Source organism: Kitasatospora sp. NPDC036934, assembly GCF_055608425.1.
Genome location: NZ_JBVJQR010000019.1, coordinates 1 through 26509 on the forward strand (window position 1 = coordinate 1; position 26509 = coordinate 26509).

Sequence of the window (26509 nt, forward strand, 5' to 3'; positions counted from 1 at the left end):
GGGCCTGCCCCGCGCCGACGACTTCAGCCGCGCCTTCCGCGCCGCCTACGGGCTCTCACCCCGCGAACACCGACAGCGGGCACTGGCCGGGGGCGGCACGGACGGCGCGTAGACGCGTTGCCAAGGAAGTGGCGACGCAGTGACAACACGGCCGCCGCGCGCCCTGGCATCCTCCACGAGGTGACACTGCGGTGCGCCCGGGCCGGTCGGCCCGGCAGAACCGCTGGTGGCCCGGCACGCCACGGGGGAGCGTGCCGGGCCACCCTCGCCACCGGTACTAGTTGCGGTAGCGGTAGCGGATCCGGCCGCGGGTGAGGTCGTAGGGGCTGAGCTCCACGAGCACCCGGTCGTGCGGGAGGATCTTGATGTGGTTCTTGCGGACCTTCCCGCTGATGTGGGCGAGCACGACGTGCCCGTTCTGGAGTTCCACCTTGAAGTTGGCGTTGCGCAGGCACTCGATGACGGTGCCTTCGACTTCGATGCCGTTCGTCGTCTTGGTCATGGTCCTCACCTCTTCTTCGTTGTCAGTGCGGTCGGTACGGGCGGTGCAGTCGGTGCAGTCGGTGCAGTCGGTGCAGTCGGTACGGGCCGTGCGGTCGGTACGGCCGGGGCGGCCGCGGGGCGGGGGTCAGCGGCGGACGAGTTCCAGGGTGCTGCCGGCGCGGCGGGCGCCGATGCCCTCGAACAGGGCGGTGGCGGCCCGGTCGGACTCCGTCACCTCCGCCCAGGCGGTGGCGGTGCCGTCGCGGTGCAGCGCGTCCAGCGCGTGGGCCAGCAGCGCCCGGGCGATGCCCCGGCGGTGCAGTTCGGCGCGCACGGCGATCAGCCCGATCCGCGGGCGGCGCGGCGGGGTCACCCGGATCAGCCCCACGTAGCGCTCGCCCTGGCGCGCCACCGCGTACCCGGCGGGGTCGACCACGATGGTCCCGGCCGGGCGGGGCAGCACCTGGGCGGGCACCGCCTGCCAGCCGGCGCCGGCCGTGACCTCGTCGTGGATGACGCGCTCCAGGGCGCGCAGCGGGCCCTCCTCGGCCCGGCCGGCGGGCACGATCGTCACGCCTGCCGGGGGCCGTGCCGGGCCGAGCCCGGTGGCCCGCGGGTCGGTGGGCACCAGGTAGCCCCACTCGCGGCGCACCGGCGTGAAGCCGGCCCGCCGCCAGGCGGACAGCGCGTCCTGGTCGGTCTCGTCGACCATGGTGTGCAGGGGTTGCGGCAGGTCGGCCGGCAGCGCGGCGGCGAGGCGGTCGAAGACGGCGTCGTGCCAGGCGTCGATGCTGACGAACAGCCTTCCGTCGGGCCGGCGCGAGGCGTCGGCGCGGCCGGCCACCCGGCCGTCCTGGACGGCGTGCCATTCGGTGTCCGAGACCCGCGTCACGGCGGGGGTGTTCGGGGCGGTGCGGGGAGAGTTCATGGTGTTGCCTTTCGGAAGTGCCTCGTCTGGGGCGCTCCCGGGCGACACCAACGTCAATCGCCCACCGTGACGACAAGGGGGAGCACCCACCCGGTTCCAGCCTTCATGGGTCTCACCTCCTCGCGTTTTTCTCACGGCTGCGCCGACCGTAGCAGCCCGGGCCCTCCGGGCCCAACCCGTTTTCCGCGCACCGGCGGGCGGCGGCGGGTTCCGGTGGATCGCCGTCCGCATCGGTTCTGACGCCCTGTCGACTCGGGGCGACGGTGCTGCCGGGGGTGCGGATCGGCAGCGGGGCGATCGTCGCCGCCGGTTCGGTCGTCACCGCCGCGCCCGGGCGGTGAGGGGTCCGGGCGCGGCACGGGACTGGTCAGAAGCGCAGGTCGGCGGCGATGCGGCGGGTGTCGGTGAGGGTGCCGTCGGGGAGGAAGGTGACCTGGGCGCCGGTGTCGAGGGCGCGTTCGATGACCTCGTCGACGACGTCATCGCGGGCGCCGGGCTCATCGGCCTCGGCGGGGACGAGGTGGTCGCCGTCGTCGCGGACGGTGGTGCGGAAGTTCTCCTCGACCGCCAGCAGGGCGATGCGGCCCTCGGCGGCGGCGCGCCAGACCTCGTCGAGGCCGGCGGCGAACTCCTGGCGGCCGCGGGCCTTGTCGAGCCGGGCGAGGGTGTCGCCGACCTCGCGCTCGGCGTGGGCGCGCACGGCGGGTTCGACCACCTTGCGGACGGTCTCGACGTCGGCCTGGGCCAGGCCGCCGTGCGGGATCTGGGCGGTGGCCTCCTTGGCGATCGGCCCGGCGGCGTCCAGCAGGGCGAGCGCGGGCCCGTCGCCGACCACGTACAGCGGGCGGGGGTCGGCGGCCAGCACCTTGCCGATCGCGGTGTCGGCCTGGCGCAGGAAGGTCTTGGTCTCCTCGTCGCGGAAGGTGCTGGGGGTGTCGCCGATGCGCTCGCGGCGTTCCGGGTCGGGGTTGTCGAAGAAGGTGCGCGCCAGCGGGAAGCCGTGGATCCTCTCCTCGCCGACCCGCTCCTGGTCGCCGCCCCACAGCACGGCCCGGTCGGCGGCGACGGCCAGCACCCAGTACGGGCGTTCGGCGGCCTGGGCGGAGACCAGGTTGCGGGTGAGGAAGGTGTCGGACAGGACCACCCGGGCGGGGGCGGTGCGGGCGAACGACCAGACCCGGTGCTCGCCGGGGGCGGCCAGGATGGCGAGGCCGTCCTCGGCGTGCACCAGGTCGACCTCGGCGAGAGCCCGGTCGAGCTGTCCGATGACGTCGATCCGGCCGGCCCGGGAGACCTCGGGGTCGGCCTGGATCCGCTCCTTCGCCTCGGCCAGCAGGTTGCGCAGCCGGACCGGGTCCTGGGCGTTGTCCGGTTCGCGGCGGTGGGTGGGCATCAGGATGGACACCGCCGGGTAAGGCCGGGGCCGGCGCAGTTCGGCGAGGACGGCGGGGCTGAGGGCGGGGCGCATGGGGACCCTTTCCGAAGGCGGTCGGCCTTCTTTGCATGGACGCACGGTGCCTGACACAGCTGCCAAATGTCCTCAATGTAGCGATTTGCGCACCGCGCCGCCGGGTCGGCTCGTGCCCTGGGACCGCCGGGGGCCGCTGGGCGAGGGGGCGGCCCGGTACGCCCTCCCGCCCGGGGAGGGCGTACCGCTCAGCTGACCGGCGCGGCCTCCCGGTGGGTGACGGGCGGCCAGGGGGCGCCGGCCTCGACCTGGGCGCGCAGGGTGCGCAGGGCCCGGGCGGCGGCGATGCCCACCGCGCCGGCGACCCGGCCCCCGCGCACGCAGGCGGCGGCGAAGCGGTGCTCGGCGAGGCTGCCGTCGACCACCTCGAAGCCGTCGGCGGCGCCGGGGCTGCCGAAGGCCTGCACCCGCAGGCCGTACTGGTCGGTCCACAGGTACGGGACCGGGGTGTAGGCGCGGCGGGTGCCGTCCGGGCCGGCCAGCAGGTCGCGGGCGGCGTGCAGGGCCTGTTCGGCGGCGTTGGTGCGCTGTTCGAGGCGTCGGCGCCGGCCGGTGCGCGGGTCGGGCCAGGCGGCGGCGTCGCCCGCCGCCCAGACGCCGGGGCCGGCCGCGCAGTGGGCGTCGCAGGACACCCCGCCGTCCGCCTCCAGCGCCACCCCGCTGCCGGCCAGCCACTCGGTGGCCGGCACGGAGCCGATCGCCATCAGCACGGCGTCGGCGGCCAGTTCGGAGCCGTCGGCCAGCCGCACGCCGGCCGCCCGGCCGTGCCGCCGGAGCACCTCGGCGGCCGCGCCCCGCCGGATCCGCACCCCGTGCTCGCGGTGCAGCCCGGTCAGCAGCGCGGCCGTCTCGGCGCCCAGCACGGCGGCCATCGGGGCGGCAGCGGAGACCAGCCAGGTCACCTCGGCCCCGAGGCCGACGGCGGTGGCCGCCGCCTCGGCGCCGAGCAGCCCACCGCCGACCACCAACAGCCTTACGCCCGAGCGCAGTTCCTCGCGCAGGGCGAGGGCGTCGGCGAGGGTGCGCAGCACGTGGGCGCCGGGCAGCGGGGCCTCGCCGCCGGGCCCGGTCCCACCGGAGCCGGGCAGCCGACGCGGGCGCACGCCGGTGGCCACGACGACGGCCTCGCAGCGCACCCGGCTCCCGTCGGACAGGTGCACGGTGCGGCTCGCGCGGTCCAGGCGTTCGGCGGCCACCCCCAGGCGCAGGTCGAGCCGCAGCTCCTCCAGCGCGCCGGGGGTGCGCAGGGCCAGCCGCTCGGGCTGCCACTGTCCATCGAGCAGCTGCTTGGACAGCGGCGGCCGGTCGTACGGGGGCTCGTGCTCGGCCCCGACCAGGGTCAGGCGGCCGTCGTAGCCGGCCCGGCGCAGCGCCTCGGCGGCGTGCAGTCCGGCGGCGCCGGCCCCGACGACGGCGACCTCGCGCGCAGCGGTCACACCTGTTCCAGGGTGATCGCCGCGGCCGGGCAGACCCCGGCGGCGTCCTGGACGGCCTGGTGGAGGCCGGCCGGCGGGCGGGCGTCGAGCAGGACGACGATGCCGTCCTCGTCGCGCTGGTCGAAGACCTCGGGGGCGGCGAGCACGCAGCTTCCCGCGCCGCAGCACTTCTCCTGGTCGATCCGGACGAGCATGGGGGTTCCCTTCGGGGCGGTTACGGGGGGCGGGGGGGGTGTGGTCGGGCGCGGGGGCCTGGTCGGGCTCGGGGGCCTGGGTGCTGTCCGGCCGGACAGGGCCCGGGCTCACCAGGCGACGGGCAGCTCGTGGACGCCGTAGATGAGCATCTCGCCGCGGAAGCGGACCTCCTCGAACGGCACCGCCAGGCGCAGTTCGGGCAGCCTGCGCAGCACGGTGGCGAGGGCGATCTGGAGTTCCAGCCGGGCCAGGGGCTGGCCCAGGCACTGGTGGACACCGAAGCCGAAGGCCAGGTGGCGGCGGGCGTCGCGGGTCAGGTCGAGGTCGTCGCCGCCGGGGAACTCCGCGGTGTCCCGGTTGGCGGTGCTGATCATGCAGACGACGCCCTCCCCGGCCCGGATCCGCACCCCGCCCAGTTCGACGTCCTCGGTGGCGACCCTGGTGAGGCCGGAGTGCACGATCGTCAGGTAGCGCAGCAGTTCCTCGACGGCGCCGGCCACGGCCTCGGGGTGGCGGCGCAGGTGGTCGAGCTGGGCGGGGTTGCGCAGCAGGGCGAGGACGGAGAGCGCGGTCATGTTGGCGGTGGTCTCGTGCCCGGCGACCAGCAGCAGCCGGCCCATCGCGCCGATCTCCGCGGTGTTGAGCTCGCCGCGCTCGACGAGGCGGCTGAGGATGCCGTCGTCGGGCTGGGCGCGCTTGGTCTCGGTGAGTTCCTCCAGGTAGCCGGTCAGCCGTTGCTGGGCGGCGATGACGTCCTCGACGGCGGAGTCGCGGCGCAGCAGGACGCGGCTGCACTCCTGGAAGAACTCGTGGTCCTGGTAGGGGACGCCGAGCAGGAGGCAGATGACCAGGGAGGGCAGCGGCAGGGCGAACTCGCCGACCAGGTCGGCCTCGGTGCGGCCCTCGGTCATCGTGTCCAGCAGTTCGTCGGCGATGCGCTGGATCTCGGGGCGCAGCGCCTCGACCTTCTTGATCATGAATTCGCCGGTGAGCATCCGGCGCAGGCGGGCGTGCTCGGGGTCGTCCATCCGGATGAAGGTGGGCTGGCCGTTGTTCAGCTGGCGGGCGCCGGCGCTGACGAAGGGGAAGCCGGCGCGGGTGGAGTCCGAGCTGAAGCGGGCGTCGGAGAGCACCGCCTTGATGTCCTCGTGGCGGGTGAGCAGCCAGCTGGGGGAACCGTCCCACAGCGAGATGCGGCTGATCGGCTGCTCCTGCTGGGCCTGCCGGTAGGCCGGCGGCGGGGCGAACGGGCAGGCGCCGCGGGCGGCGGGGTGGGTGAAGCGGGGGGTCTGTGCGGCGGTGGCCATGGGGGGCTCCCCTCTCGGAGCTGGCTGTGCCGGACCTGGTCGGTCCGCGGTGCCGTACGGTGTGCGGCCGTACGGGCGGGCGGCGGTGCGGCGCGTGGGTGTGCGGTGGCATGCGGGCATGCGGCGGCATGCGGGCGTGCGGGCCCGGAGCATTTACGTGCCAAAAGCAACTAACTCGCTGTCACGCTAACTCGCGGTCCGTGTCGGCGAAAGGGGCCACCGGGTGGACGGTGAATCTGTCCGAAATCCGGTCACCGGTCGGCACCGCAGCGGTGGGGGGCACCGGCTCGCTAAAGTTCCCCCATGTCGGACGCCCCAGACGATCCCGCGGACGATTCCGCAGACGACCGGACCGCCACCGCGGACCTGGAGGCCGTACTGGCCTCGCTCGCCTACCTGCTGACCCGCTCCCAGGAGCACGAACGCCGCACAGCCCGGGCCGGCATCACCGCCGCCCGGTCGGACGTCTACCTGCTGCGCGCACTCGCCGAGGCGGACGGCGCCAGCCGGGTGGGCGACCTCGCCGCCCGACTGATGGTCAAGCCCTCCCACGTCACCCGGCAGATCGACCGCCTGGAGAGCCAGCGGCTGGTCGAGCGCACCCCGGACGCGCTGGACCGGCGGGCCCGCCAGGTCGCGCTCACCGCCGGCGGGCGGGCCGTGCTCGAACAGCTGAAACAGGCCAACATCATCGGGCTGGCCGACGCCCTGGACGGCGTCCCGGAGCGGGACGTCGCCGCGACGGTCAGCGTGCTGTGCCACCTGGTCGAGCGCTACGTGCACCGGGTGCGCAGCACCATGCTGTCGGAGGAGGACGACGGCTTCGCGCCCCCGGCGTCGTCGCGCAGGGACGCGACGACGCCGGGGGCGCGGCCGATGCCGGCCGGGCGCGGGCCCGCGCGTGAGAGCGGATGAGTCGGCCGCTCCTTCGCCCCGTACGGACACCCCGCTCGTCGCAGCCACGGGTCCGTGCTCAGTGATCCGGTACGCGTGCGGCGACTAGATGATCGATTCCAAGGGGTCAGTCGTCTGAGTCCGGTGCCCTCATGGTTCTCCGGCCCACGTTCCCTTCGACAAGGGCACGGCGAACGCGGCACGTGGTCGGTCAGTGCGGTCGGAGTCCGTCGAAGACCACGTTGAAGATCCGTTGCCGGGATGCCGGGTCTGCTCCGAGGTGCTCCATTGTCGTGCTGGTGCCGGCCAGCAGGGCGAGCAATTCCGGCAAGCCGAGGTCCGGGCGGACGGCTCCAGCCCGCTGTGCCCCGTCCAGAAGTGCGGCGACCTGGGCCTGGATCACCTCGCTGGACTCCCGTAGGGCTGCATGCGCGTCCACACCCGCTGCGGCGAGTGCCTGGGAGAACTCGTTCTTGCCCGCGGACTGTTCGACAACCAGGCGGAAGCAGGCGAAGAAGGCGTCGGTGGTCTCCATCTCGGCGGCCAAACGCGCGGTCTGGACTGCGATCGCCTCCAGCCTGCGCACCATCACGGCTTCCAGCAGCGCTTCCTTGGTCGGGAAGTGTCTGAAGAGCGTGCCGACTCCGACCCCGGCGGTCCGGGCGATCTCCTCGGTCGGCACGCCGACGCCACGGGTGGTGAACACCTCCGTAGCGACATCCAGCAGCCTGGCTCGGTTACGGGCCGCGTCCGCTCGCAGTGGGCGCTCCTTGGCACCACTCATCCTCTGCAACCTTCCTCGCCGGTCCGCAGAGCCCTGCTAGACAAGCGGAGTCTCTAGTCCGTATCGTCAAAGCGGACTCGCCAGTCCGATTCTAGCGACGGATTCCGACGGAGGCCGACCATGCCCGAAACGCTGACAGCACGCGAGGTCTTCACCAAGCTGCTCGACAACATCGCCGCAGGCCGTTACTCCGAACTGGCCGGGCTCTACGCCGAGGACGCCGTGGTGGAGACCGTCTTCGAACCGGTCGGCCCGCGCCGCACCGAGGGGCGGGCCGCACTCGAGGAGCGGTTCGCGCAGGTCGCCGCAGCCAGTCCGGTGGAGCTGACGCCGACGAACGTGGTGATCCGGGAGACCGACGATCCGGAGGTGATCGTCGCCGAATGGGACTACCAGGTGCACCACCGGCCGACTGGGAAGGCCTTCGAGTCAGCCAACATCCAGGTACTAAGGGTCCGCGACGGCGTGATCCTCCACAGCAGGGACTTCCACGACCACCTGACCCTCATTGCGGCCACTGGCGCCCTGCCGCAGTTGGTGGCGGCATTGGACGGAAAACGACGCAGTCAGTGATCGTAGGTGGTCAGTGAGCGCATGACGGGCTGGCTGGTGTGGTGGTTGTGCCAGATGGCGGCGGTCATCGAGTGGATTCTCCGGAGCACACGGACCATCACCCCACCAGGAGTTACGGGAACAGACCGCCGACTCGACCCCGTCCGCCTCGGCCGCCGACATCACCCTCCTCGCGGGCTCTGACGCCACGGCCCGGATCACCGATCGGATCAGCAGCTTGCGGTGACATGCTGCGGGGTCATGACCCACCGCCTCGGCGCAGGGCGGTCACGGCGGCCTCGGCGGTGTTGGCGTGGTGGGCGGCCTGGCGGGTGACGGGCAGCCAGGTGGGGCGGAAGCGGCGGCGGTACTGGGCGCACCAGGCGTCCAGGAGGGCGGCGGGGCGGGGGTCGGCCGCGGGGGCGGCGCGGCGCAGCAGGGCGGCGGCGCGCACCGGGATGCGATGGGCCCACAGGTCGATGCCGGCCAGGTGGGCGCCGGTGAGCAGGGGCGGCGGGATGAGGGGGTGCTCGGCGGTGCGCGGGTCCCAGGCGTCGGCGAGCTGGCGCAGGGCGGTCAGCTGGGTGTGGAGGGCGCGCAGCAGCGGGGTGTCCTGCGGTGGGAGGGCGGGGAGCAGTTCGGTGAGCCGGCGGCGGCGGTCGCGCAGTCGGTCGGCAGCGGCGCGCAGGTGCGGGTCGGGGTCGGCGGCGGGGCCGGGGTCGCCGAGGCGGTCGGTGGTCCAGGCCGGGACCTCGATGACGACGGTGTGGCCGCCGTGGCGCCGGGGGGCGAACCAGGTGGCGGCCCGGGCGCCGGCCGGGGTGTCGTCCGGGGCGTCGTCCGGCTCGGCGAGCATGCCGGTGGTGTTCTCCTGGGACTCGATGTGCCGGGGCTCCATCAGGAAGACGCCGGGGCCGGCGGCGGGCAGCCGGTGGGTGTCGAAGGAGCCGGTCTCGACCGGGATGCCCAGGGCGGCGGCGGAGTGGGCGAAGGGCGCGGCGAGGGTGGCCGGGTCGGTGGTGGCCTGGACGAAGGTGCCGCCCACGTCGGCGGTGTGCAGGGAGAGCTGGAGCGAGGGGCGGAGTTCGTCGATCAGGTCGAGCAGGATCCGGCTCTCCGGGAGGCGGCCGCCGATCGCCGGGGCCCATTCGGGCTGTTCGTCGGCGGCGGGGCGGAAGTAGCCGGCGAAGTAGGCGGGCAGGGTGCGGGAGTCCACGGCGCTCCGGGCGAGGTGGGCGCCGTCGGGGTCGAGGCAGAGCAGGAGGTGCCAGGTGGTCGCGGGGTGCCGGGCGGGGTGGGCCAGGGCCCGGTGGGCGAGTTCGACGAGGCCGGCGCGGCCGGAGAACTCGTCGGCGTGGGCGCCGGAGACGACCAGCACGTTGTCGGCGGTGTCGGCGGTGTTGTCGGTGGGGCCGCCGGGGCCGCCGGGGCCGCCGGGGCCGATGGTGAGGAGCAGCAGGGGGCGGCCGGCGCGGGAGGTGCCGAGGGTGCGCACCCGGCAGCGTCCGGGGTGGCGTGCGGCCAACCGGTGGGCGGTGTCGGCGAGTTCGTCGAGGGTGGGGTAGCGGTCGTGGAGCAGGACGGCTCGGCCCGCGCCGGTCGAGGTGTCGGTCAGCATCGGTCTCCTTCCCGCGGTGTCCGGAGGCCGGTGGGCCCGGAGGTGGTATTGGATCCGGTCGGGTGGTGATCCGTCCAGGGGGCTCCGGGCGGTGGCCGGGCCGGTGGGACGAACGGTGTGTCACGGCAAGGTCGCCTACTGTCATATGCTTGTCATATTTGCTGGTCAGAGTGGGGGCACGGGTGGACTTCCGGTTGTTGGGCTCGGTGGCCGCGGTGGCCGCGGACGGGCAGGAGCTCGCCCTCGGATCCCCCAAGCGCCGCAGCCTGCTGGCGATGCTGCTGCTCAACCCCGGCGCCCCCGTCGGCGTCGGCCGGTTGACCGAGGCCCTCTGGGAGGAGGAGCCGCCCCGGCACGCCCGCACCGTCATCCACAACCACGTCTCCGGCCTGCGCGCCGTGCTCGCCGCCCACCGGGCCCCCGCCGCCGGCGTCGAACTGGCCACCGACGGCAGCGGCGGCTACCTGCTGCGGGCCCCGGAGGCCGCGGTGGACACCCAGCGCTTCGAACGGCTCGTCCGAACGGCCCGCGCGACCCGGGAGGCCGACACCGCGGTGACGGCCCTGCGGGCGGCGCTCGCGCTGTGGCGCGGGCCCGCGCTCGCCGGGACGGCGCCCAGCCTGCCGCTCCAGTGCGCCGCCCAGGCCCTGGAGGAACTGCGGCTGACGGCCGTGGAGGAACTCGCCCGCGCCCACGGCCGGCTCGGCGACCACGGCGCGGCCGCCGGCATCCTGGCCACCGAGGCCGCGCTCCACCCGTTGCGGGAACCGCTGGTCGCCGCGCTCATGGCCGCGCTCGGCCGGGCCGGGCGGCGCTCGGAGGCCCTGGAGTGGTACCACCGCACCCGCCGCACACTCGCCGAGCAGTTGGGGATCGACCCCGGGGCCGAACTCTCCGAGGCCTACGAGGCGCTGCTGCGCCGCAACGGGGCGCCCGTGGCCACTTCGTCCGCCGCTTCCGCTTCGCCGACCGCTCCCGCTGCTCCCGCTGCTCCGGCCGCTCCCGTCGCCCGTGCCGCCCCTGCCGCCCCTGCCGCCCCTGCTCTGCCTGCTTCGCCGGCCGCACCCGCCGCACCCGCGCCGTGGCCCTTCCCGCGGCGGCCCCGCGGGTTCTCCGGGCGCGAGGACGAACTGGCCGCGCTCGACCGGGCCGCCCGCTCCCCCGGCGCCATCGCCGTCGTCACCGGCGGGGCCGGGGTCGGCAAGACCGCCCTCGCCGTGCACTGGGCCCACCGGCGCCAGGCCGACTTCCCCGACGGACGGCTGTTCGTCGACCTGTGCGGGCACAGCCCGCTGCCCGAACGGGCCACCGGCGCGGTGCTGCGCGAACTGCTGCTCGCCCTCGGCCTGCCCGCCGAGCAGATGCCCGCCGCCCCCGAGGCCCTGGCCGCCCGCTACCGGGAACTGACCGCCGGACGCCGGATGCTGATCGTGCTCGACAACGCCCGCCGCTCCGAACAGGTCCGCCCGCTGCTGCCCGACGGGGACGGCTGCGTCACCCTGGTCACCAGCCGCGACCGGCTCGGCGGCCTGGTGGCCACCGACGCCGCCCGGCCCGTACCGCTCGCCGAACTCTCCGACCCGCAGTCCGTCACCCTGCTCGCCACCACCCTGGGCCCCGACCTCGGCCCCGACCTGGTCGGCGCCGAACCCGAGGCCGCCGCCCGGCTCGCCCGGCTGTGCGACGGACTGCCGCTCGCCCTGCGCCTGGCCGCCGCCCGGATCGCCACCTGCCCGCACCGGGGGCTTGCCGCCCTCGCCGAGGAACTCGCCGACGAACAGGGCCGGTTGGGGCTGCTGGAGGTGGAGGACACCAGCGTCGCCGCCGCCCTGGCCCTGACCGTCCAGCACCTGTCCGCCCCGGCCCGCCGGATGCTCCAGCGCCTGGGCGCCCACACCGGCACCACCCTGGACAGCCGCACCGCCGCCGCCCTCGCCGGCTGCGAACTCCCGCAGGCCGCAGGGGCGTTGGGACAACTGGCTACCGCCCACCTGGTCGTCGAGATCGGCCGCGACGCCTACACCCTGCACGACCTCGTCCGCCTCTACGCCCGCAGCCTGCGCGCCCTGCCCGGCGAGGACGACACCGACACCCTCCCCCGCCTCCTCGACCACCTGCTGCACACCCTGCTCGCCGCGAGCGCCGCCGCCGAACCCGGCAGCGAGCCCTGCTGCGACCTGCCGGCCGGGGCCCGGCGGCCCGTCGACGTCCGCCCCTTCCCCGACCGGGAGAGCGCCCTCGGCTGGTACGCCGCCGAACGCGACACCCTGCGCGGCGCCGCCCTGGCCGCGGTCGCCGCCGGACTGCACGACCGGGCCTGGCGCCTGGTCCTGCTGCAGTGGCCGCTGATCGTGTGGCAGGTCCGGGACGGCTGGGTACCGCTGCTCGAACACGGGCTGGCCGCCGCCGAGGCCGACCTCGACCCCGGCGCCCAGTCCCGGGCCCGGGCCCTGCTCGGCTGGGTGCTGCTGGAGGAAGGCCGCCCCCAGGAGGCCCTCGTCCACCTCGAACGGGCCCCCGACCTCGCCGCCCTGGCCGGCGACCGCAGCGCCCAGGCCGTCGCCCTGGTCAACCTGGCCGTCGCCCTCACCCGCCACGGCGACGCCCCGAGGGTCCGCGACCTGCTGGGCCGCGCCCTCGCCCTCGCCGGACAGGCCGACCGCCCCGACCTCGTCGCCCTCGCCCATCAGCACCTCGCCGACACCTGCCTGAGCGGCGGCGACCCGGAACGGGCCGCCGACCACGCCGCCCGCGGCCTCGCCCTCGCCGAACCCCCCTTCCCCGCCGCCCGCCGCATCGTGCTGCAGACCCTCTACGGCCGGGCGCTGGCCGCCACCGGCCACCCCGCCGAGGCCACCCACCACCTCGACGCGGCCCTGCGGGCGGCGCGGGCGCACCAGTACGGCGAGGGCGAGTCGGCCGCCCTCGCCGCGCTGACGGCCCTACGGGCCCTGCCGGGAGCGGCGGGAGCGGAGCCGCGGGCGGGGCGGGGCAGGCGCTGCTGACCCGCGGGGCCGGGGGCCGGGCGCGCAGGCGGGGTGTCCGTGGTAGCTGCGTGCCGCCCGGGCGGGGGTCGGCCAGGACGTCGGCGACGAAGGCGGCGATCAGCACGGCGGGCTCTCTCCTGTCAGGTCGGCCTGTCGCCGTAGCCCGCCAGGTTCCGGCCCCCGGCGCACCGGGCGCGGGCATGATGCGGGGATGGGAAAGGGAATGGAAAAGGGGACGGGAAGGACGTTGGAGGCAGCGGCCGTCGGGGAGTTCGGCGCCCTGGGCGATCGGGTGTGGGACGTGCTGGTCCCCGCCCGGGCCGGCTACCTGGCCGGGGTCTCGCCGCACTACGACGAGGTCTTCGACGAGGTCGCGTTGCGGGCGCGGCGCAGCGGCAGTCTCGGGAAGGCCGATATCGCGGCGCTGGCGGTCTGGAAGCGGCTGACCGCGCGGACCCGGTGGGTGGCCGAGCTGATGGGCCTGCCCGACGGCCTGGTGCGGGCCGTCACCGGGCGGGCCGTCACGGCCGTCCGCGACACCGCCGTTGCGCGTGGTGAGGCGGCCCGGGCGGGGCGTCGCGTTCTCGCGGACCTGCCCGGTTTCGGGACCGGGGACGCGCTCGCCTCGGCCGTGCTGACGGCGGCGGCGCCCGACCGGATGGCGGTCTACGACCGCCGCGTCCAGGGCGCGCTGGACGCCCTCGGGCTCACCCTGACCTCCGCGCCGGGGCGGTACGGGCGGTACCTGCGGCTCCTGGACGACCTGCTGCGGCACGGCGGGGCGCGGGCGGAGGGCTGGACGGCCCGGGACGTCGACACCGCGCTGTACTGGGCCGGCGGCGACCCGCCGCCGCAGCCCTGACGGGGGCAGGGCATCCGGATGCCCTGCCCCCGTCGTGGTTTCTACCGGCCAGGCCGGACAGGGCCTAGCCAGACCTCAGCAGTTGGGGTAGATGTCCTTGGAGCTCCACCAGTCCAGTGCGCCCCAGGTCGCCGGGCCGACCTCGCCGTCGACCTGGAGGTAGCCCAGACAGGCCTGGAAGGTACGGACGCGACCCAGGGTGTCGTTGCCGAAGACCCCGTCGATGGTGAGCTTGCCGTGGGTGTCGGGGTTGAGCGAGTAGTTGAGCTCGCACTGGAGCTCCTTGACGGCGTCGCCGGTGGCGCCGTACTTGAGCAGCGGCTCGCTGGTGCTCCAGTCGCCGCAGCGGGTGCCTGCGGCGTTGGCGGTGCCGGCGGTGGCGACCGTGCCGGCGAGCAGCAGGCCGGTGGCGGCCAGCCCGATGATGATCTTGCGCATGGATAACCCTCCCGTTGGCGTGCGCCCGTTCTGGCGGCGCAGCGTGTGCCTCGACCGTAGCCAGGTCCGATGCCCCAGCGGGGTATCCAATTGACCGCCGGATCTGTGGGCCAATCGGGCCGGACCGGGGGTCAGGACGGGAGTCAGGGCCGGTAGTCGGCGAGGGTGTGGCGGGGGTGCCAGCCCTGCGCGCGGGCCCGGGTGAGGTCGAGGACGACGCCTCGGGTGAGCAGGTCGACGCTGTAGGGGGTGAGGCCGGGCAGGAGGGTGGTGCGGGCGGCGAGACGGGCGAGGGGGGTGGGGAGGTGGAGGATGCGGGCGGGGCGGTGGTGGGTGGTGAGGACGTGGCGCAGGGCGGTGTCACGGCGGTAGGGGGTGGGGTCGGCGATGTTGTAGGCGCCGGGGGGCCAGGGCGGGGTGCCGGTGAGGCCGAGGGCGGTGAGGCAGGCGTCGGTGAGGTTGGCGACGGCGGTGAGGCTGAGCGGGATGTCGGGGCCGGGCAGGGGCAGCAGGCCGTGGCGGGCGCGGGCGAGCAGGGGCGGCAGCAGGTGGGGGTCGCCGGGGCCGTAGACGGCGCGGGGGCGCAGCACGACGGCTCCGGCGGCGAGGGCGTGGCGTTCGGCGGCGGCTTTGGTGCGGCCGTAGGCGTTGAGGTGGCCGCCGGCGGTGGGGTGGTCCTCGGTCAGGGGTGTACTGGTGGTGCGCGGGTCGTAGACGCTGGCGCTGCTGACGTGGACCAGGGGGCGGCCGGCGGCGGCGCGCAGGACGCGCTGGGTGCCGGTGACGTTGACGGCGTGCTGGTGGGATTCGTCGGGGTGGCCGGGTGGCAGGTCGGTGACGGCGGCGGCGCAGTGGACGATGACGTCGGCGCCGGTGAAGTCGGGGTCGGTCTCGGTGGCGTCCCAGCGGAGGTGGCGGCCGGTGGGGCCGGGGCGACGGCCGTGGCAGGTGACGTCGAGGCCGAAGTGGGCTGCGGCGCGGGCGAGGTGGGCGCCGCAGAAGCCGGTGGCGCCGGTGATGGCGATGCGCATGGTCAGGGGGTTCCTCGGCGGACGGTGAGTTCGGCGTAGCCGGGCAGGGCGGCGTGGCGGTCGGCGCGGGAGTGCTGGACGCGGGGTTGGTGGGGGGCCAACGCGAGGAGGGTGTCGGCGAGTTGGGTGCGGGCGAGGGCGGCGCCGGGGCAGCCGTGGGGGCCGGCGCCGAAGACGGCCTGGGTGGCGGCCGGGTCGGCGGGTGGGGTGCGGTGGTGGGCGCGGGCGGCGTGGCGGGCGATGAGGATGAGCCGGTCGCCGGCCCGGACGGGGTGTCCGGCGAGGGTGGCGTCGGCGGCGGCGGCCCTGGGCAGCAGGGGTGAGGGGGCGGTCAGGCGCAGGAGTTCGGCGGCGAGGGCGGGTGCGGTGGTCTCGTCGACGGCGGGCCACAGGCGGGTGTCGGCGCACCAGGCAACGGCCCTGGGCAGGGCGGCGACGGTGGTGTTGACGGCGGCTACGGCGAGCATGGCGGCTTGGGGGTCGGGCAGCAGGGCGGTGAGGCGGGCGGCGGCCTCGGTGGCCGTACCGCGGTGGCGTCGGCGGGGGCCGGGCAGGTGGTCGCGGGCGGCGTGGGCGGCGGCTTGCCGTGCGGCGTGGGCGAGTTGGCCGGGCTGGGCGTCGCATCCGGTCAGGGCTGCGGCGGTGGTGCCGGCCAATTCGGCGGCGAGGTCGACGAGTTCGATGGTGCCGTCGGCCAGCGTGGGGACGCGTTCGGCGAGGACGGCCTGCCAGAGCGGGCGTAGCCGGTTCAGGGCGGTGGTGCCCAGGTCGGTGGCGAGGGCGCGGCGGGCGGTGCGGTGGTCGTCGCCGTCCTGGTCGAACAGCAGTCCTCGGCCTGCCAGTCGGGAGGCGGCGGCGCCGGTGGTGCCGGGTGCGGTGCGGTGCAGGGGGACGCGGGTGAGGGCTTCGCGGTAGGCGTCGGGGTGGTGGACCAGCAGGGTGCGGCCCAGGCGTAGGACGGGGCGGTGGCGGGTGGCGCAGAGCAGGGTGAACAGGAGGGGGTGGCTGCGCAGGTAGACGGTGCGGTCGCGGCGCCGGGCCCGGCGGGAGGAGGCGAGGGAGGCGGTGAGGTCGCAGGCGAAGGTCGGAACAGGGGCGCTCATCGGGTCAACTCCCGTGCGCAGTGGGCGGATGCGGCGGCCCGGTCGGGTTTGTGGGAGCGGCCGGCGAGCGGGACGGTGCCGAACAGGACGGCGTCGGGGCGGGCGGCGCCCATCCGCTCCAGCGGGACGGCCAGTCGGGTGCGCAGGTGCCGCGGGTCGGTGCCGGGGGCGGGTTGGACGAGGGCGACGAGCCGTTCGTCGCCGTGGCCGTCGGGGACGCCGACGAGCAGGGCGAGTTCGACGCCGGGGATGTGCAGGGCGGGTTCGTACAGGCCGGGGTAGATGTTGCGGGCGTCGCGCAGCACCATGTCCTTGAGGCGGCCGGCCAGGACGATCCGGCCGTCGGGGGTGAGGGTGGCGCGGTCGCCGGTGCGGATCCAGGGGTCGGGTTCCTGGCCGAGGTAGCGGTGGCGGGCGCCGGGGCCGGTGAGGTGGAGTTCGCCGTCGTCGGCGAGGTGGGTGCGGATGCCGGGCAGGGGGTGGCCGACGAGGTCGCCGTCGCCGGTGTGGGCGCTCTTGTCGTGCTCCTCGACGGCGGCGGCGGGGAAGAGTTCGGTGAGGGCGTAGACGCTCCAGGCCTGGTCGGCGCCGGCCGCTTTGGCGCGGCGCAGCAGGGCGGCGTCGGCGGGGGCGGAGCCGGTCCACAGGGTGCCGGTGAGGCGGGCGCCGGCGGTGAGGGCGGTGCGTAGCTGGGGTGGGGTGAGGTAGGTGTGGGCGGGGGTCAGGCGGGTGAGTTGGCGGGCGAGGGCGGTGGGGGTGCGGGCGGGCAGGGCGACGGTGGCGCCGGCGGCGAGGGCGGGGGCGAGGACGAAGAAGGTGCCGCCGAGGACGGTGGTGGCGGGCCGGGGCCGGACGAGGTCGGCGACGGTGTGCAGGCCTGCGGTGAGGCTGGCGTGGGTGTGGACGACGGCGCGGGGGCGGGCGGTGGTGCCGGAGGTGAAGACGATGACGGCGTCGGCGTCGGCGTCGGGGTCGTGGGGGCGGGGCGGTACGGGGGTGGTGACGGGGCGCAGGCGGGGTGCGCAGCCGGGCAGGCGGCGGCCGAGGGTGGCGACCGGGCCGAGGGTGTGCAGGCGGGGCAGGTGCAGGTCGGCGCGGCGGGCCAGGGGTGCGGCCCAGCCGGCGGCGGCCTGGGCGGCGGCGTCGGCGAGGATGAGGCCGGGGGCGGCGAGGGTGAGGTGGGCGGCGAGGACGTCGGGGCCGGTGGTGGGGTCGAGGACGGCGATGCGCAGTCCGAGTCGGCGGGCGGCGAGCAGGACGGCGAGGGCGCGGGGGCCGGGGCGCAGGGCGAGGCCGAGGGTGGTTCCGGGGGTGAGGCGGCGGGCGTGCAGGGCGGCGGCGTAGCCGTCGGCGAGGTCGGCGAGGTCGCCGCGGCGGATCCGGGTGCGGGTGGTGCCGGTGCGGGTGTGCTGCAGGACGGCGGGGCGGTCGGGGTGGTGGGTGCGCAGGGCGTGGGTGAGCTGGTCGAGCACGGCGGGGTCCCCCTTCCGGAGACACGGCGGGTTCAGCGGACGTCGGCGGGGCGGGGGCCGGCCCCGCGTTCGAGGTACCAGCGGGCGGTGCCGAGGACGCCGTAGGCGCGGATGCGGCGGGTGGAGTTCTGCACGACCATGTCGCGGCGGCTGACGATGGCGGTGGTGTGGCGGCGGACCTGGTTGAGGAAGGCCCGGTCGGTGGGTGAGGGGCGGCGGGGCATGCCGCCGACGGCCTGGTAGAGCTCGGCGGTGATGGCCATGTTGTTGCCGGCGTGCATCCGGTAGGGGGTGAGGTAGCCGTGGCGGCGGTGGTGGGCGGGGCGGATGCGGCCGAAGAGGGTGCCGAGGGCGACCAGCGCGCGGAAGACGGCGCGTCCGGCGGGTCCGTGTTCGTCGCGGCGGGCGGTGACGCGGCCGCAGACGAGTGCGTGGCCGGCGAGCAGGGCGGCGCGGGCGGCGGCGGTCCAGCCGGGCTCGGGCAGGCAGTCGGCGTCGGTGCGGGCGAGCAGGGTGGCGCCGTGGGCGATGGCGTGGCGGAAGGCGGTGTCGACGGCGCTGCCGACGCCCTTCTCGGGTTCGACCAGGACGTGGACCGGGAAGGGGGCGTGGTCGGCGAAGGCGCGGACGGTGGCGAGGGTGGCGTCGGTGGAGCCGTTGTCGGCGACCAGGAGGGTGAAGTCGCGGTCGCGTTGGGCGGCGAGGGCGCGCAGGGCGCCACCGATGCGGGCTTCCTCCTGGTAGGCGGGGATGATCACCCACAACTGGTTCACGAGGCCTCCCAGACCATGGTCATCAGGCTGACGCCGCCGCCCAGGCCGATCATCAGCACCCGCTCCCCCGGCAGCAACTGCGTTCGTATTCGGTCGAGTTGGACGCCGATGGTGGCGCTGGCGATGTTGCCGAGTTCGGGCACGGTGAGGACCAGGCGGTCGGCGGGCGCGCCGGTGAGTTCGACGAAGCGCTCCAGGTAGGGGACGGTCACCTGGTGGACCAGCACCCGGGCGTAGTCGTCCCAGCCGAGGCCGGTGCGTTCGGCGAGGGCGGCCAGCGCGGCGGGGCCGATCTGTTCGAAGACGCCGCGCAACTCCTTGCCGCCGCCGCGGAAGTAGCTGTACTCGTCGCCGCGCGGGTGGCGTGAGCCGCCGCCGGGGATGCCGCCGGCCTGCCAGTGTTCGGAGGCGGTGACGGCGGCGATGTCGAGGATGCCGCCGCGCTCGACCGGTTCGACGACGACGGCGGCGCCGGCGTCGCCGAAGGTGTAGCCGGCGAAGCCCTCGCGCAGGGTGGCGGCGTCGGCGGGGTCGCGGCGCATGGCGCGGCTGGGGGTCTCGCCGGTGACGACCAGGGCGCGGCGGGCGCGGCCGGCCAGGATCATGGCGCGGGCCAGGTCGATCCCGTTGAGGAAGCTGTTGCAGGCGTTGCTGACGTCCAGGGCGTGGGCGCGGGTGCCGAGTTCGGCCTGGACGATGTGGGCGGTGGCGGGTTCGCAGATGTCCCGGGTGGCGGAGGCGTACAGCAGCAGGTCGACGTCGTGGGGGTGCAGGCCGCCGGCGGCCAGGGCGCGGCGGGCGGCGGCGGTGGCGAGGGTGGAGGCGTACTCGTCGTCGGCGGCGAAGTGGCGGGTGCGGATGCCGGTGGCCTTCTCCAGCATCCGTTCGGGCAGGGCGAGTCCGGTGCCGGCGGTGATCTCGCCCTGGAGCTGTCGGGAGGTGAGCCGGCGGGCGGGCAGGTGGGAGCCGGCGGCGGTGATGCCGATCCTCGGGGTCGCTGCTGGGTGCATGGCCCCATGCTGGGGCGGACGGGCCGGGGGCCACCTGAGTACGGGTACTCAGGTGGGCCCGGGCGGATACCCGTTCGGGTGGCGCGGGCTACCCGGGCGGGTGCGGGTGCCGGTCCCGTACGGGGGACGGGGCCGGCGCCGTACGGGGAGGGCCTCAGGGAGTGAGGACCCACTTCTGGTTGGCCAGGCCGTTGCAGTCCCAGATGCCCAGCCGGGCGCGGTTGGAGCTGTCGAAGCCGAGTTCGTCCAGGCACTTGCCGGTGAGCACGTTCTTGAGCGAGCCGTCGGGCTGCGGGAGCCACTGCTCGCCGGCGCTGCCCACGCAGTCGTAGATCTCGACCTTGGTGCCGTTGGGGCTGTCGGCGCTGCCCCACACCACGTTCAGGCACATGCCCAGGCCGCGTACGGAGTTGTCGACGCCCAGGGTCCACCACTGGGCGCCGGTGCCGTTGCAGTCGTAGACCTGCACGGGGGTGCCCTTGTTGGTCCTGCCGCTGGCGATGTCCATGCACTTGCCGCCGTAGCCGACCAGGCGGCCCTGCCGCCCCTGCATGCCGATGACGACCGGCTCGATGGTCTTGGTGGCGTAGTGGCCGGGGTTGCAGTAGGCGACGGAGGAGCCGTTGCCGGTGACGATGGTGCCGTTGACCCAGTACGTGTACGGCGTGTTGCCGACGATGTAGAGGCAGACGGCCTGGGCCCGCCAGATGGTGCCGTTGGGCACGTTGCCGCAGTAGGCGGAGGCGACCGGACCGCTGTGGGTGGTGGAGCACTGGCCCGGGGAGTCGGCGTGGGCGGCGGAGGGCAGGACGGCGACGCCCACCAGGGCGAGCAGGCTGGTGAGCAGGGCCGCGAGGGTTCGTCGCAGGCGCATGTGAGGGTCCCTTCCGAGTCGACGGGGCCCAACCGGTGGTGTGGATCGTGTGGTTGGTGCCGCCCAGCGTGGGCGATGAGCCGATGAGGCGTCAACTGCTGTGAATGGGTTGTCTGGAAACGATTCATGTCAGCTTTCGCCCGCGGTGCGGTCGGCGATGCGGCCGGCGTCCGCCGTGAACGGGGCCCGGGGCGGGCCGCCGGGGGCCGCCGGCCGGGTGTCACACCCGCCAGGCACACTGGGTGCGGACACCCGAGCGAACCGAGGACTGAACCATGGCCGACCGGCCCCTGACGTTGATGGCAGTGCACGCCCACCCCGACGACGAGGCCACCGGCACCGGCGGCGTCCTCGCCCGCTACGCCGCCGAGGGCATCCGCACCGTCCTGGTCACCTGCACCGACGGCGCCTGCGGCGACGGCCCCGGCGGCGCCAAGCCCGGCGAGGACGGGCACGACCCGGCCGCCGTGGCCGCCCTGCGCCGCAAGGAGCTGGAGGCCAGCTGTCGGGTCCTGGGCGTCGACCACCTCGAAACGCTCGACTACGGCGACTCCGGGATGATGGGCTGGGCCGCCAACGACGCCCCCGGCTCGTTCTGGAGCACTCCCGTCGCCGACGGTGCCGCCCGCCTGGCCGAACTGCTGCACCACTACCGGCCGGACGTCGTCGTCACCTACGACGAGAACGGCTTCTACGGCCACCCCGACCACATCCAGGCCCACCGCATCACCATGGCCGCCCTGGAGCTGGCCCCCGACCTGGCCGCCAAGGTGTACTGGACCACCGCGCCGCACTCGGCGATGAAGCGCTTCGGCGAGGCCATGCGGGAGTTCGGCACCGACTGGGACGCGCCCGCGCAGCCCGACGGCGAGAGCGCCCCGGCCCCCGAGCTGCCCCCGATCGGGCTGCCGGACGAGGAGGTCACCACCTGGGTGGACACCCGCGCCTGGGGCGGCCAGAAGTACGACGCGCTGGCCGCCCACGCCAGCCAGGGCGAGAACATCTTCTTCCTGCGGATGGGCAAGGAGCGCTTCACCGAGCTGATGGGCACCGAGACCTTCGTCCGGGTCCGCGACACCACCGGCGCGGCCCTGCCGGAGCAGGACCTCTTCGCCGGCCTGCGCTGACCCTGGCGCCCTTGCGACCTGGGCGCCTGACCCGGGCACCCCGCTTGACCCGGCCGCCGGACGGGTCGGGTGCGGCGGGCGGCGGTGCGCCCCCGGCGTGCGCGTCCGCCCCGGTCCGTAGCGGGTACGGCCGGGGCGGGTGGGGCGGGCGCAGCGGGTGGGGCGGGCGGAGCCGGATCAGGCGGGGACGATGGCGAAGGCACCGTTGCTGAGCGAAGTCTCGGTGTACTGGCCGCTGTTGATGGCCTGCGGGGAGTAGCTGTCGAAGACCTGGCCGTTGACGGTGACGCCGGAGAAGTCCAGGCGGTCGAAGGACGGGTAGCTCTGGCTCGGGGACTCTATGACGGCCTCGGCGCTGACGTTCTGTCCGTCGAGCTGCTGGGTGGTGTTCTCGCTCCAGCCCTTGGTGGTGTCGGTGATCTGCAGGGTGTAGCTGGAGCCGCCGCTGTTGACGACGGAGGCGGTGAAGCTGTCGCCGGCGTCCACCGGGTCGTTGAAGTACTGCGGCGGGGCCGGGTACATCTCGTACCAGGCGGAGTAGACCGGGGAGCCGCTGGAGCAGTCGACCTGGACGCCGGTCTGTTCGACGGTCTGCGAGCCGTAGCCGTCGATGCCGACCCAGGGGGCGAACAGGTCGCTGGAGGAGTTGCACTGGACGGCGGGCATGGTCCAGGAGCCGGAGACGCTCTGGAAGCCGTTGCCCTGGGCGACGTATCCGCCCCAGACGCCGCCGTCGTAGCGGGCGCCGTGGCCGTAGCGGTGGGCGCCGTGGGTGTGGCCTGCGTGGGTGGGGGCGGCGCTGGCCACGGGGGCGGCGAGGCCGGCGACCGGCAGGGCCAGCAGGGCTGCGAGCGCGAGGCGGCCGACGCGGGAAAGGGCCATGGAGGGCTCCTTGACTGGACGTTGTGGGGGTGCCGCCCAGCTTGGTGGCGCCGCGGCGGGGCCGGGAAGGGAGCCGTGGGGACCGGAACCCGACATGGCGTAAACATGTCAAGCGGTCAACCTCTTGATTTCGGCCACCGGGTGGCGCACAGTCGCTCTGATCCGCTGGCGGTGCAGGACGCGAGGAGGGTGTCGTGCCGGGGACGGGCATGCTCGCCGGACTCGGGCTCGGCGCGCTGGAGGAGCAGCTCTACCTGCGGCTGCTGGGCCTGCCGGCCGCCGAACCGCAGTGGCTGGCGGCGCAGTTGAACCTGCGGGCGTCCATCGTGGTGGCCACGCTGGCGGTGCTGGCCGAACTGGGGCTGGTGGAGGCGTGCGCGGCGGGGGCCTGGGCGGCGGTGCCGCCGGACGTGGCGCTGGAGGAGTTGCTGCTGCGGCGCGAGGTGGAGCTGCGGCGCGCCCGGGACCGGATCGGCGAGTTGATGCGCGCCTACCGGCAGGGCCGCCCGGACGCGGAGGCGACCGGGCCGGTGGAGGTGATCAGCGGGCGCCGCTCGATCGCCGACCTGTGGCGCACCCTGCAACTGGGGGTGCGCGAGCGGGTGCGGGTGCTGGACCGGCCACCGTACGTACGGCGCTCCGATCCGCAGACCGAACTGGCGCTGCTGGGGCGGGGCGTGGCGACCCGGGTGGTGTACCACAGCCGGGTGCTGCGCGATCCGGAGCGGCTGGCGGAGATCCGGGCCTTCACGGCGGCCGGGGAACAGGCCCGGGTGCACACCGAAGTGCCGCTGAAGCTGGCCCTGTTGGACGACCGGTGGGCACTGCTGCCGGTGAGTGCGGGCACCGAGCTGGAGAGCGTGCTGCTGATCCGCCCCTCGACCCTGCTGGAGGCGCTGGCGGGGCTGTTCGAGCTGTACTGGGCGCACGCGATGCGCCTGCCGGAGCCGTCCGAGGAGCCGCCGGAGGACCGGCACCGGCAGCTGCTGACGCTGCTGGCCGCCGGGCTCACCGACGAGTCGATCGCCCGGCAGCTGGGGGTGTCGACCCGTACGGTGCAGCGCTGGGTGCGGGAGCTGATGGACCGCTTCGGCGCCCGGACCCGGTTCCAGGCGGGCATCCAGGCGGCCCGGGCGGAGCTGCTGTGAACCTCCGTCAGGTGCGCGGGGCGAGCAGGTCGTCGAGTTCGGCGGCGTAGAGCAGGGCGGGGTCGAAGCCCATCCCGGTGAAGTGGCCGGCCAGCTCCAGGGACAGCACGCCGTGCAGGCGGGTCCACAGGCTCAGGAAGCGGTGCAGCGCCCCGGGCGGGGCGGGGTGGCCGAGGGTCCAGTCGCGGTGGCCGGCCAGGTGGGCTTCGAGTGCGGTGGCGGGTTCGAGGACGGCGGGCGGCTCCTGAGCGGCGAGGGCGGCGGCGCAGGCGTCCAGCAGGACCGTCATGATCTCGCCGGAGATCGCGGTGGTGTCCTCGGGGGCGTGGTAGCCGGGGACGGGGGTGCCGTAGATCAGGAAGTAGCGCTGGGGGTCGGCGAGGGCCCACAGGCGCAGGGCGTGGGCCAGGGCCCGCAGGTCGGCGCCGCCCTCGGCGCCCACCTTCAGGGTGTCGGCGAGGCTGCGGTAGGCGTCGCGGACGAGTTCGGTGATCAGTTCGTCGCGGCCGGCGAAGTAGCGGTAGAGCGCGGGCCCGCTCAGGCCCATCTGCTTGGCGATGGCGTTGAGGGAGAGCGCGGAGGCCCCGGCCGTGGCGATCTGCTCCCGGGCGTGCCGCTTGACCTCCTCGCGCACCTGGGCGCGGTAGCGCTCCCTCGGGGTCTCCTCCGGCATGGTCCGCCGCCCTTCCGCGCCGCGTCGGCTACATCCTCAAGTTTTGGTTAGAGGCTATCACTGAACCTGTTGACCCCGGCCGGACCCAGGAGTTACAACTTCTAACGAACGCATGAGCATCTAGCGGAAGCCTCCGCAGAGCCTTCGTCGACCCAAGGGGACCGCCATGTCCGGCATCCGCAGCACCCGCAGCACCCGCGTCCGCACCGCCCTGTCCGCCGCCGCGCTCGCCGCCGCCCTGCTCGGCACCGCCGCCGTACCCGCCCAGGCCGCCACCACCCGCCCCGGTGCCCCGCTCAGCTGCCAGGGGCAGGGCGTCGACCCCTCCGCCCGGACCCGCTACCGCACCGAGGCGGTGGTCCACGCGCCGCTGTCCACCGTTTGGCGGCTGCAGACCGACGTCACCCACTGGCCGTCCTGGCAGGGCGCCGTGGCGAGCGCCGAGCGCCTGGGCCACGGCCCGCTGCGGGCCGGCTCGGTGTTCCACTGGACCACCCCGCTGCCGCCCAACCCCGCCACCACCGCCCCCAGCCTGGACATCACCTCCACCGTCCGGCAGCTGAAGCGGGGCAGCTGCATCCGCTGGACCGGCCCCGCCGTCGCCGAGGGTCTGCACATCGACGGCGTGCACGTCTGGACCTTCACCCCGGTGCGCGGCGGCGTCCTGGTGCGCACCGAGGAGACCCACACCGGGCCGCAGGTCGACGCGGACGTCCCGGCCGCCACCGCGATCCTGCGCCAGGGCCTGGACACCTGGATGCACGACCTCAAGACCGCCGCCGAGGACTGCCGCTGACCGCCCGTCACCCCTCCCCCGGCCCCGCTCCCCCGGCCCGCTCCCCGCGCGACTGCGCAGGTCAGGAGCGGGACCGGTGGCGCATGGAAGGCCGGATGACCACGAGAATGGTGCGGACAGTCCCCCGAAAGTTTCAGAGAAGGAACCCCCATATGGATCTCGGCGTGCGCTGGAAGCTGCACGGTGACGGGCGGACGCCCGCACCGGGAGCGGTCGTCCGCCCCGACGAACGGCTCTCCTGGCCCCGTACGGCAGGGCTCGGCGCCCAGCACGTGGTGGCCATGTTCGGCGCCAGCTTCGTCGCCCCGGTGCTGATGGGGCTGGACCCCAACCTGGCGATCATGATGTCCGGCGTCTCGACCGTGATCTTCCTGCTGGCCACCCGCGGCCGGATCCCCAGCTACCTCGGCTGCTCGCTGTCCTTCGTCGGGGTCGCCGCGGTGATCCGGGCCCAGGGCGGCACCAGCGCGACGGTGACCGGCGCGGTGCTCGTGGTGGGCGCGGCGCTGTTCCTGGTGGGCCTGGCGGTGCAGTACTTCGGGGCGCGGATCATCCACGCGGCGATGCCGCCGATCGTCACCGGCGCCGTCGTCATGCTGATCGGCTTCAACCTCGCCCCGGTGACCGCCTCGACCTACTGGCCGCAGGACCAGTGGACGGCGCTGCTGGTGATGCTGTTCACCGGCCTCGCGGTGGTGTGCCTGCGCGGCTTCTGGTCGCGGGTGGCGATCTTCCTCGGGCTGGTCTTCGGCTACGGGATCTCCTGGGTCTTCGACCGGGTCTTCGGCAAGATCCACTCCGTGGACGCCGGCGGGCACCTGACCGACCACTGGCGCCTGGACCTCTCCGGCGTCGGCAAGGCCGACTGGATCGGCCTGCCCACCTTCCACGGCCCCTCCTTCCAGTGGTCCGCGATCCTGGTCGCACTGCCCGTGGTGATCGCCCTGGTCGCGGAGAACGCCGGGCACGTCAAGGCCGTCGGCGAGATGACCGGGGCGAACCTGGACGACAAGCTGGGCACCGCGATCTCCGCGGACGGCGTCGGCTCGATGCTCTCCACCGCGCTCGGCGGCCCGCCCAACACCACGTACTCCGAGAACATCGGCGTCATGGCCGCCACCCGGGTCTACTCCACCGCCGCCTACTGGGCCGCGGCCGGCTTCGCCCTGCTGTTCGGCGTCTGCCCGAAGTTCGGCGCCGTGGTGGCCGCGATCCCCGGCGGGGTGCTCGGCGGCATCACCGTCATCCTGTACGGCATGATCGGCCTGCTCGGCGCGCAGATCTGGATCAAGTCCGGGGTGGACCTGCGCAACCCGCTGAACCTGGTGCCGGCCGCCGCGGGCATCATCATCGGCATCGGCAACGTGACGCTGAAGTTCACCGACACCTTCAGCCTCAGCGGCATCGCCCTGGGCACCCTGGTCGTCATCACCGGCTACCACACGCTGCGGGCACTGGCCCCCGCGCACCTCAGGACCCAGGAGCCGCTGCTGGACGAGGGCACGTCCTCGTACGACGAGCCGACCGGCGGCGGGGAACGGCACGCGCCGTAGCCGTGGTTCAGGGCAGGCGGAAGTGACCCGAACATGACCTGAACATACTTCCGCCGGCCGTTCCGCCTGGTCAGCGGGGCCGTCAGGTGGTCGAATCGCAGACAGCGATCCGACC

General features: G+C 74.9%; 26 protein-coding genes and 1 pseudogene. 9 read left to right on the forward strand and 18 right to left on the reverse strand.

Annotated elements, in window-relative coordinates:
* Positions 1–112 (forward strand): helix-turn-helix transcriptional regulator (locus ACZ7BZ_RS26630; RefSeq protein ID WP_470360646.1); only part of this gene is annotated, 112 nt, incomplete at its 5' end.
* Positions 113–277: 165 nt separating this feature from the next.
* Here the strand turns inward: ACZ7BZ_RS26630 and infA are convergent.
* From infA to ACZ7BZ_RS26660, 6 genes are all read right to left on the reverse strand, one after another.
* Complete coding sequence (infA, locus tag ACZ7BZ_RS26635; RefSeq protein ID WP_188306513.1) at positions 278–502, reverse strand: translation initiation factor IF-1; 225 nt, start codon at positions 500–502, stop codon at positions 278–280.
* A 126-nt stretch (positions 503–628) separates the two neighbouring features.
* Entirely contained in the window at positions 629–1411 is a 783-nt protein-coding gene (locus ACZ7BZ_RS26640; protein ID WP_470360509.1) for a GNAT family N-acetyltransferase, read from the reverse strand.
* A gap of 367 nt (positions 1412–1778) precedes the next feature.
* Positions 1779–2879 (reverse strand): baeRF3 domain-containing protein, encoded by a 1101-nt coding sequence (locus ACZ7BZ_RS26645; protein WP_470360510.1) that lies wholly within the window; start codon positions 2877–2879, stop codon positions 1779–1781.
* Between the two features lie 188 nt (positions 2880–3067).
* Positions 3068–4315 (reverse strand): NAD(P)/FAD-dependent oxidoreductase, encoded by a 1248-nt coding sequence (locus tag ACZ7BZ_RS26650; RefSeq protein ID WP_470360511.1) that lies wholly within the window; start codon positions 4313–4315, stop codon positions 3068–3070.
* Positions 4312–4509 (reverse strand): ferredoxin, encoded by a 198-nt coding sequence (locus ACZ7BZ_RS26655; RefSeq protein WP_470360512.1) that lies wholly within the window; start codon positions 4507–4509, stop codon positions 4312–4314. The genes ACZ7BZ_RS26650 and ACZ7BZ_RS26655 overlap by 4 nt, the downstream gene beginning before the upstream one ends.
* Positions 4510–4617: 108 nt before the next feature.
* The gene (locus tag ACZ7BZ_RS26660) at positions 4618–5817 is read right to left on the reverse strand and encodes a cytochrome P450 (RefSeq protein WP_470360513.1); all 1200 of its coding nucleotides are present in this window, start codon (positions 5815–5817) and stop codon (positions 4618–4620) included.
* Between the two features lie 303 nt (positions 5818–6120).
* Between ACZ7BZ_RS26660 and ACZ7BZ_RS26665 the strand changes: the two genes are divergently transcribed.
* Positions 6121–6732, forward strand: a complete 612-nt coding sequence (locus tag ACZ7BZ_RS26665) for a MarR family winged helix-turn-helix transcriptional regulator (protein ID WP_470360514.1) — start codon at positions 6121–6123, stop codon at positions 6730–6732.
* A 190-nt stretch (positions 6733–6922) separates the two neighbouring features.
* Here the strand turns inward: ACZ7BZ_RS26665 and ACZ7BZ_RS26670 are convergent, their stop codons facing one another.
* Positions 6923–7495 carry a TetR/AcrR family transcriptional regulator gene (locus ACZ7BZ_RS26670; protein WP_470360515.1) on the reverse strand — a complete coding sequence of 191 codons (573 nt, stop codon included), beginning with the start codon at positions 7493–7495 and terminating at the stop codon, positions 6923–6925.
* 120 nt (positions 7496–7615) lie between these two features.
* On the opposite strand from ACZ7BZ_RS26670, the gene ACZ7BZ_RS26675 reads away from it, so the two are divergent.
* Complete coding sequence (locus tag ACZ7BZ_RS26675) at positions 7616–8068, forward strand: nuclear transport factor 2 family protein (RefSeq protein ID WP_470360516.1); 453 nt, start codon at positions 7616–7618, stop codon at positions 8066–8068.
* On the opposite strand, the pseudogene ACZ7BZ_RS26680 reads toward ACZ7BZ_RS26675, so the two are convergent.
* Together ACZ7BZ_RS26680 and ACZ7BZ_RS26685 are read right to left on the reverse strand one after the other, a co-directional pair.
* Positions 8062–8181 (reverse strand): annotated as a pseudogene (locus ACZ7BZ_RS26680) (IS982 family transposase); the annotation flags it as partial. The gene ACZ7BZ_RS26675 and the pseudogene ACZ7BZ_RS26680 overlap by 7 nt on opposite strands.
* Positions 8182–8306: 125 nt before the next feature.
* Positions 8307–9665, reverse strand: a complete 1359-nt coding sequence (locus tag ACZ7BZ_RS26685) for a M14 family zinc carboxypeptidase (protein ID WP_470360517.1) — start codon at positions 9663–9665, stop codon at positions 8307–8309.
* A gap of 158 nt (positions 9666–9823) precedes the next feature.
* Here ACZ7BZ_RS26685 and ACZ7BZ_RS26690 point away from each other — a divergent pair, with 158 nt between their 5' ends.
* Both ACZ7BZ_RS26690 and ACZ7BZ_RS26695 read left to right on the forward strand, forming a co-directional pair.
* The gene (locus ACZ7BZ_RS26690; RefSeq protein ID WP_470360518.1) at positions 9824–12670 is read left to right on the forward strand and encodes an AfsR/SARP family transcriptional regulator; all 2847 of its coding nucleotides are present in this window, start codon (positions 9824–9826) and stop codon (positions 12668–12670) included.
* A gap of 229 nt (positions 12671–12899) precedes the next feature.
* The gene (locus ACZ7BZ_RS26695; protein ID WP_470360519.1) at positions 12900–13514 is read left to right on the forward strand and encodes a hypothetical protein; all 615 of its coding nucleotides are present in this window, start codon (positions 12900–12902) and stop codon (positions 13512–13514) included.
* 75 nt (positions 13515–13589) lie between these two features.
* Here the strand turns inward: ACZ7BZ_RS26695 and ACZ7BZ_RS26700 are convergent, their stop codons facing one another.
* The 7 genes from ACZ7BZ_RS26700 to ACZ7BZ_RS26730 all read right to left on the reverse strand — a co-directional run bounded on the left by ACZ7BZ_RS26700 (position 13590) and on the right by ACZ7BZ_RS26730 (position 20215).
* Positions 13590–13952: a peptidoglycan-binding domain-containing protein gene (locus tag ACZ7BZ_RS26700; protein WP_380457781.1), complete on the reverse strand. Its 363-nt coding sequence runs from the start codon at positions 13950–13952 to the stop codon at positions 13590–13592.
* A 143-nt stretch (positions 13953–14095) separates the two neighbouring features.
* Complete coding sequence (locus ACZ7BZ_RS26705) at positions 14096–14983, reverse strand: NAD-dependent epimerase/dehydratase family protein (protein WP_470360520.1); 888 nt, start codon at positions 14981–14983, stop codon at positions 14096–14098.
* Positions 14984–14985: 2 nt separating this feature from the next.
* Positions 14986–16086 carry a cytochrome P450 gene (locus ACZ7BZ_RS26710; RefSeq protein WP_470360521.1) on the reverse strand — a complete coding sequence of 367 codons (1101 nt, stop codon included), beginning with the start codon at positions 16084–16086 and terminating at the stop codon, positions 14986–14988.
* Complete coding sequence (locus tag ACZ7BZ_RS26715) at positions 16083–17558, reverse strand: class I adenylate-forming enzyme family protein (protein ID WP_470360522.1); 1476 nt, start codon at positions 17556–17558, stop codon at positions 16083–16085. Before ACZ7BZ_RS26715 ends, ACZ7BZ_RS26710 begins: the two co-directional genes overlap by 4 nt.
* A 32-nt stretch (positions 17559–17590) precedes the next feature.
* Complete coding sequence (locus tag ACZ7BZ_RS26720; protein ID WP_470360523.1) at positions 17591–18331, reverse strand: glycosyltransferase family 2 protein; 741 nt, start codon at positions 18329–18331, stop codon at positions 17591–17593.
* Positions 18328–19341 (reverse strand): 3-oxoacyl-ACP synthase III family protein, encoded by a 1014-nt coding sequence (locus ACZ7BZ_RS26725; RefSeq protein ID WP_470360524.1) that lies wholly within the window; start codon positions 19339–19341, stop codon positions 18328–18330. The genes ACZ7BZ_RS26720 and ACZ7BZ_RS26725 overlap by 4 nt, the downstream gene beginning before the upstream one ends.
* Positions 19342–19495: 154 nt before the next feature.
* Positions 19496–20215, reverse strand: a complete 720-nt coding sequence (locus ACZ7BZ_RS26730; RefSeq protein ID WP_470360525.1) for a ricin-type beta-trefoil lectin domain protein — start codon at positions 20213–20215, stop codon at positions 19496–19498.
* A 275-nt stretch (positions 20216–20490) separates the two neighbouring features.
* On the opposite strand from ACZ7BZ_RS26730, the gene ACZ7BZ_RS26735 reads away from it, so the two are divergent.
* On the forward strand, positions 20491–21342 hold the full coding sequence (locus tag ACZ7BZ_RS26735) for a PIG-L family deacetylase (RefSeq protein WP_470360526.1): 852 nt from the start codon (positions 20491–20493) through the stop codon (positions 21340–21342).
* Between the two features lie 177 nt (positions 21343–21519).
* Here ACZ7BZ_RS26735 and ACZ7BZ_RS26740 read toward each other — a convergent pair whose 3' ends face one another.
* Complete coding sequence (locus ACZ7BZ_RS26740) at positions 21520–22224, reverse strand: G1 family glutamic endopeptidase (RefSeq protein ID WP_470360528.1); 705 nt, start codon at positions 22222–22224, stop codon at positions 21520–21522.
* Between the two features lie 194 nt (positions 22225–22418).
* Between ACZ7BZ_RS26740 and ACZ7BZ_RS26745 the strand changes: the two genes are divergently transcribed.
* Positions 22419–23372 carry a LuxR C-terminal-related transcriptional regulator gene (locus ACZ7BZ_RS26745; protein ID WP_470360529.1) on the forward strand — a complete coding sequence of 318 codons (954 nt, stop codon included), beginning with the start codon at positions 22419–22421 and terminating at the stop codon, positions 23370–23372.
* Between the two features lie 7 nt (positions 23373–23379).
* Here ACZ7BZ_RS26745 and ACZ7BZ_RS26750 read toward each other — a convergent pair whose 3' ends face one another.
* Positions 23380–24045, reverse strand: a complete 666-nt coding sequence (locus ACZ7BZ_RS26750) for a TetR/AcrR family transcriptional regulator (RefSeq protein ID WP_470360530.1) — start codon at positions 24043–24045, stop codon at positions 23380–23382.
* Between the two features lie 166 nt (positions 24046–24211).
* Between ACZ7BZ_RS26750 and ACZ7BZ_RS26755 the strand changes: the two genes are divergently transcribed.
* Together ACZ7BZ_RS26755 and ACZ7BZ_RS26760 are read left to right on the forward strand one after the other, a co-directional pair.
* Complete coding sequence (locus ACZ7BZ_RS26755; protein ID WP_470360531.1) at positions 24212–24841, forward strand: SRPBCC family protein; 630 nt, start codon at positions 24212–24214, stop codon at positions 24839–24841.
* A gap of 152 nt (positions 24842–24993) precedes the next feature.
* A complete protein-coding gene (locus ACZ7BZ_RS26760; protein WP_470360532.1) occupies positions 24994–26394 on the forward strand; it encodes a uracil-xanthine permease family protein in 1401 nt (466 codons plus the stop codon).
* Positions 26395–26509 lie beyond the last annotated feature (115 nt).